Below are 6269 nucleotides of genomic sequence, written 5' to 3'. Positions count from 1 at the left end.
GCTCTTTGCGTCGAGACATAGTGGGACTCCCTTTTTACCTATTATGCCCGCCCGCACACGGAAATCCTGACACTCCCGGCGCATCGTCTCGACGGCGGCGATAATCGCCGTTGGCGTCAACACCGATGGCCGCCGCGAAGTGCTGGGCGTCAAGTCGACGGCGATCGGGTCTCTGCAACTATCCGCTTTGCCGTAGATTTTGGTCGTGAAGCCGCCGCGCGAGCGACCGAGGGCTTGACTGCTCTGCCCCCTTTTGCGCCCGCTGCCGAAACATGGGCGCACACGATTGTGGAATTGAACATCTGGATCAGACGTGCCGATGGGCTCATCTTAGCCAGCGTGTAAAAAAAGGCCACGAATACACCAGCCTTACTTAACCGTTCGAACCGTTTCCACACGCTGTTCCAGTGATCATATTCCTTGAAGAGCGCTCGCCGACGCACATTCCTCACTGTGAAGAAATGCAGCGCCTCCAAAATGGGCCGGTCGTCCGCAGCCTTGCATCCCCGGCGTGGCAGGCACACCCCGAACACAAGCAGCGCATGGCCCCAATTTTCTTCACCCATCCGCTTCGACAATGTTTCCGACCTCCATAATATTAGGAAGCCTATGAATAATAATATATTTATCTTGGGGATAGGAAATTTATATACAGCCTAATTCATCCACACAACCTAAGTAAAATAATTCGAAACATTACTAGTCATAATTATCCATTTTTCCCTATTAACGCTGATAAATTCAGCCAAAATTATATTAATTTTCAAGTTGATATCGTTTCTTGAACAGTTCATTAATCCAAGAGTGCCGTGACCGTCTTGATCTCCGTATAATGCAACACGCCTTCCTCGCCGACTTCGCGGCCCCAGCCCGATTCCTTAACGCCGCCAAAGGGTGCCGACGGATCGTTCATGCCATGGGTGTTGATCCAGACCGTTCCGGCCTGCAATCGGCGCGCCGTGAGATGCGCGCGCGACAGGTCGCGGGTCCAGATGTTCGCGGCTAGGCCATAGCGGGTGTCGTTGGCCGTCTTCACGACATCGTCCACATCATCGAACGGGGTGGCGACCAGTACCGGCCCGAATATCTCCTCCCGCACAATGCTGGCATCGGCACCGGGGTTGGCGAAGATCGTGGGTTCCACGAAATAGCCGTCCTGCCCGCCCGTCCCGCCGCCGATCACCAGTTCGGCACCGCTTGCCTGACCCTGCGCAATATAGTCCATCACCCGCGTCTGCTGCGTGCGTGATACGAGCGGCCCCAGCATCGTGTCGGGATCGCGGCCATGGCCGAGCTTGAAGGTCTTGGCCACCTGCGCGATGCCGTCCACCACCTTGTCGAATACTGACCGTTCGACATAGAGACGCGAGGCGGCGAGACAGACCTGCCCTGAATTGAAGAAGATTGCGAGCGCCGCGCCAATCGCCGCCTTGTCGAGATCGGCATCGGCGAAGATGAGCGAGGGCGACTTGCCGCCGAGTTCCAGCGTGACCCGCTTGAGGTCTTTCGCGCAGGTCTGGACGATCTGCTTGCCAACGCGGGTCGATCCGGTGAAGGCGATCTTGTCGATGCCGGGATGCTCGACCAGGGCCTGTCCCGCCTCATGCCCATAGCCGGTGACGATGTTCAGCACGCCTTCGGGCAGCCCCGCCTCCAGCGCGAGCTCGGCCAGGCGCAACGCGGTCAGCGGCGTGACTTCGGACGGTTTCAGCACGATGGTACAGCCCGCCGCCAGCGCCGACGCGATCTTCCAAGCCGCCATCGCCAGCGGATAATTCCACGGCACGATCTGGCCAACAACACCAATCGGTTCGCGCACCGAATAGCTGTGATATTGGCGGCCATCGCCGGAAATCGGATTTACCTGCCCGTAAATCTTGGACGCCCAGCCGGCCATGTAGCGGAAGATATCGACCGCAGCGGGCACATCCACCGCCAGCGCATGATGTACCGCCTTCCCATTGTCATAGCTTTCGAGCAGCGCCAGTTCCTGGGCATGATCCTCAATCTTTCGCGCGATCGCCTCGATGATCTTGCCGCGATCGAGCGGGCGCATCCGGCTCCAGGCCGCCGATTCGAACGCGGCCCGCGCTGCTTTGACGGCGCGATCGACATCGGCTGCGCTGCCCACCGGAACGCTGGCGAAAACTTGTCCGGTCGCCGGGTCTTCCACGTCGATGACGCGGCCGTCCCCGGCCGCTTCCCATGCGCGCCCGATCAACATTTTTTGCTGTGGAAGGCGGACCTCGAAACCGGCGTCACCATGCAATCCAGCGGCGATCGAAACGGGTGCAGTCATGGAACATGTCTCCGGGGATCGAAAAGAAAGAGCCGCGCCCGCCTTTCAGGGCGCGGCCCAGGGGGAGCGGGTCAGAAGCGCGCCGACAAGGTCGCGCCGAATGTGCGCGGTCGTCCGGCAAAACGGACCGTCGTGTCCGTGATCCGCGTGGCGTTGGACCAGTAGTAGGTATTGCCCAGGTTCCGCACGAAGGCGCTGATCTTGTAGCGCTTGTCGGCAAAGGACAGGCCAGCGCGCAGGTCGATCAGCGTATAATCCTCGATCGTCAGGCCACCCTGCGCGCTCAGGTCCGCCGATGGCGTGGCGCGGGCATTGCCCAGCACAGCCTTGGTATCGCTCTGGAAATTCAGATTGGCACCGACGAAAGCCTCGACATCGTCACTGAGCGCCCAGTCATATTGGGCATCGGTCACGATCTGAAATTTGGGCGTGTAGGGAAAGGCCGATCCGCCAAAGTCAAGCTCGCTGCCATAGCTGTCATAGTTGACGAAACTGCCCTTGATCCGCGTGTCGAGATAGGTCGCGCCGATGCTAACGCGCAAGCCGTCGGTCGGCGCGAGGTCGAGTTGAATTTCCGCGCCCTTTACCCGGCTTTTCGGGACATTGACCAACGCTTCGAGTGGGCCGAACACATTGGGATTAGCGATCACGCGGCCCTTCAACTGCTTGTCGCTATAGTCGTAATAGAAGAGTGCGCCGTTGATCTGGGCGGTGTTCTCCAGCAAGGTCAGTTTCGCGCCGAGTTCATAAGCGGTCACGGATTCCTGCGTGACGGGATTGAACTGGTTGGCGTCGCTGGCCGACAGTAGCGGAAAGCTGCCCGACTTGTAGCCTTTGCTGACGGAAGCGTAGAGCAGCACGTCCCTGCTCGGCTTGTAATCGACACCCGCACGCCATGACACATTATCCTCGTCCAGCGACTTGCGCACCTCGCCCACGGTCAGCGTCGATCCGTCGATCGTGACACAGCCATTGGTGGGAATGTCGATAGGCGCCAGCCCTGCGCCGCCGCGAATGAAGTTGACCAGATTTTCGATCCCCAGCCCCAACGCATTGCCGCGATCGGCCGTACAACCGGCAAAATCGATATTGGTCTTGGTATAACGCACCCCACCATGCAGGGTGATGCTGTCACCGATGTCATAGTCCAGATTGGCAAACACCGCCTTGTTGACGAATTTCTGGCGCGCATATTGGCTGTAGACGAAAAAGGGGATGCCAAGGCCAGCGTCGACGAAATTATAGGCCGATGTCGATTGGTCATAGGGACCGGCATCATCCTGCTGATAGGTTTTTTCGCGCGCATAATTGGCACCCAATATATAGGTCAGGCCGCCGGTCCGCCCTTGCAGACGCAATTCCTGCGACAGTGCCGTGATCTTTCCGGTGGTGTTGTAGAAATAGTCACGCAGGGCGACGCCGTCCGGGTCGATATCCTGGTCGTTATGATATTCCGACCAACTGCTGATCGAGGTCAGGCTGACATCGTCGGTCAGATCGATATCGCCCCTAAACGAGGCCTGATAGAACCAGTCATCGCGCTGGGGCTTCTGTTCCGGCGTCCAGTCGGCATCACGATTGTTACGCGGCGCGATGGGATAGGTGGCCAGAGGCCCCAGCCGCGCTGGATTGCCCAGCGGCACCACGCCGATCAGTTGCGCTGCCTGCCCGTCGCTCTTGTCGATGAAACCGTTGAGGTTGAGCGAAAAGCGTGCGCTGTCGGACGGCTCGAAGTCGATGAGGATGCGGCCGGTGGTAAAGTTGCGATCGCCGAGCTTTTCATCGCGCGTGTAGCTGCGTTGCCATGCCCCGCCCTGCTCGGTCCGCACCGCGACCCGCGCCGACACTGTGTCGCTGATCGGCCCGCTGATGAAACCGCCGCCCGATACCTGCCCGAAACTGTCCAGACCCGCATCAAGACCGGCTTTGAAGGTCGAGGTCGGCTTGGCCGCGATATAGTTGATCGCACCGCCCGTCGCGTTCGATCCGAACAGCGTGCCCTGCGGCCCTTTCAGCACTTCCACCCGTTCCAGATCGAGCGTCGCGCCGCGCGTCATGATGGAAAAGGGGATCGGCACCTGATCCTGATAGATGCTGACGGTGGGCTTGGCGGCCAGGCTGGTGTCGTAAAAGCCGATGCCGCGCAATGTGTAGACGGGCGTTGCAAAGGCGCTCTCGGTATAGTTGAAGCCCGGCACGATCTTTACCAGATCCGCGACATTGGTGATGCCCTGGTTCGCCAGCTTCTCGCCGGATGCCGCGGTGATCGACAGCGGCACATCGTTGATCGCCTGCTCGCGCTTCTGTGCCGTCACGACGATGTCGCCAAGGCCCGATGATGTCGCCTGTGGCGTGGCGTCGGTCTGGCTCCAGGCCTGCGCATGCAATGCAACGGCCGATACGGTGGCGGCCAGCGTGATAATCCTCTTGGTCATGTTCAGACTCCTCCCATTTATCGCCCGGATGTTCCCATCCTGGGCCTGTGCGCCGGTCCCGCTTTGGCGGTGATCCAGCGGCGATGTGCGTCAATTCTTCGTGAAGCGGATCGGCAGGGCTTTGTACCCGCCGACGAAGTTCGTCTCGACCATGCGGGGATCGCCCGCCATTTCGACCGAGCTGAGGTGCGGCAGCAATTCCTCGAACAGGATGCGCATCTCCAGCTTGGCGAGATGCTGGCCCAGGCACATGTGCGGACCAAAGCCAAAGGCGATGTGCGGATTGGGCGAGCGGGTAATGTCGAAGCGGTCAGCGTCGTCAAACACCGCCTCGTCGCGATTGCCCGACGGGTAACAGATCATCAGCCGTTCCATCGCGCGGATATCCATGCCGCGCACCTGCGTGTCGGCGGTGGCATTGCGCATGAAATGCTTGACCGGACTGGTCCAGCGGATCGCCTCATCCACGAGGCCAGGGATCAGCGACGGGTCCGCCTTCACCTTGGCCCAATTTTCGGGATAGACCATCATCCCGTGCAGCCCACCGGCGGTAGAGGATGACGTCGTGTCATGACCCGCCGTGGCGATCGCGACATAATAGCCGTTCGCCTCGTTACGCGGGATCGGCGCGCCGTTGATCCGCGAATTGGCGATCAGCGACAGCAGGTCATCGGTCGGTTTTTCCCGACGGTCGGCGCTCAGCTTGTCGAAATAGGTGTAGAAATCCTCGATCGAGGCTGCCCACTGCTTTGCCGCGACGACCGGGTCCGCCGCCATTTCGGGCCGCTGTTCTTCGGGATCATGTACGCCGAAAAACTCCTGCGTCAGCTTGAGCATCCGCGGTTCGTCTTCGGGTGGCACGCCGAACAGCGTCATGATGACGCGCAGCGGATAATGCAGCGCGAAATCGCGGACGAAATCGCATTCGCCATCGAAGCTCAGCAGATTGTCCACCGACTGGCGCGCCAGCACGCGGATCTGATCCTCCAGCTTGCTGATCTTGCCGGGCAGAAACCAGTTGGACGTCAGCGTGCGGTAGGACGCATGTTCGGGCGGGTCCATATAGGTCAGCGACGACAAGATGCGGATCGACCCGCCATTAATGTCCCGCGTGAAGGCGTCCGACGCCTGATCCACCAGGATCGGGTTGTGATCGGCGTTGTGGAACAGCTTGCCGTTGCGTTCCACTTCCTTGATGTCGGCATGTTTGGTGACGACCCAGACCGGGTCATAGCCAGGCACCTGTGCGATACCCAGCGGCATATGTTCACGCAGCCAGCGAAAAGCGCCATAGATCGTCGCGTCGTCCGTATAGCTTTTGGGCGCGATCACGATCCGCGCAATGTCTTCGGGGATGATGGGACGCACGTCGGCATCCAGCGAAGTCGCCATGAAACTACCCTCTCCTACACGCTGTCCTAAGGACACTTACGTATTACGTATTGTCATTACGTAACTATGGACAAGCGGATTCGTCAATCGTAAAAAGAGGTCAGACCATTCAGCCTTTCAGGGACGGGAATCGCAGAAAATGC

Annotated in this window: 4 protein-coding genes; all 4 read right to left on the bottom strand. The window is 59.6% G+C overall.

The features are described 5' to 3' along the window. Nucleotides 1–149 precede the first annotated feature (149 nt). The 4 genes from V2I08_RS20650 to V2I08_RS18320 all read right to left on the bottom strand — a co-directional run bounded on the left by V2I08_RS20650 (nt 150) and on the right by V2I08_RS18320 (nt 6126). Complete coding sequence (locus V2I08_RS20650; protein WP_405053675.1) at nt 150–578, bottom strand: hypothetical protein; 429 nt, start codon at nt 576–578, stop codon at nt 150–152. Nucleotides 579–793: 215 nt separating this feature from the next. Next, nucleotides 794–2224, bottom strand: coding sequence for an aldehyde dehydrogenase family protein (locus V2I08_RS18330; protein WP_405053676.1), 1431 nt, complete (start codon nt 2222–2224; stop codon nt 794–796). 146 nt (nt 2225–2370) lie between these two features. Then, nucleotides 2371–4734 (bottom strand): TonB-dependent receptor domain-containing protein, encoded by a 2364-nt coding sequence (locus V2I08_RS18325; RefSeq protein WP_349636282.1) that lies wholly within the window; start codon nt 4732–4734, stop codon nt 2371–2373. A gap of 90 nt (nt 4735–4824) precedes the next feature. After that, nucleotides 4825–6126: a cytochrome P450 gene (locus V2I08_RS18320; RefSeq protein ID WP_349636281.1), complete on the bottom strand. Its 1302-nt coding sequence runs from the start codon at nt 6124–6126 to the stop codon at nt 4825–4827. Nucleotides 6127–6269 lie beyond the last annotated feature (143 nt).

Source organism: Sphingobium sp. MK2 (assembly GCF_040170545.1).
Taxonomy (GTDB): Bacteria; Pseudomonadota; Alphaproteobacteria; order Sphingomonadales; family Sphingomonadaceae; genus Sphingobium.
Note: the sequence above shows the minus strand (reverse complement) of the source record. Positions and strands in the feature narration are given on the sequence as shown.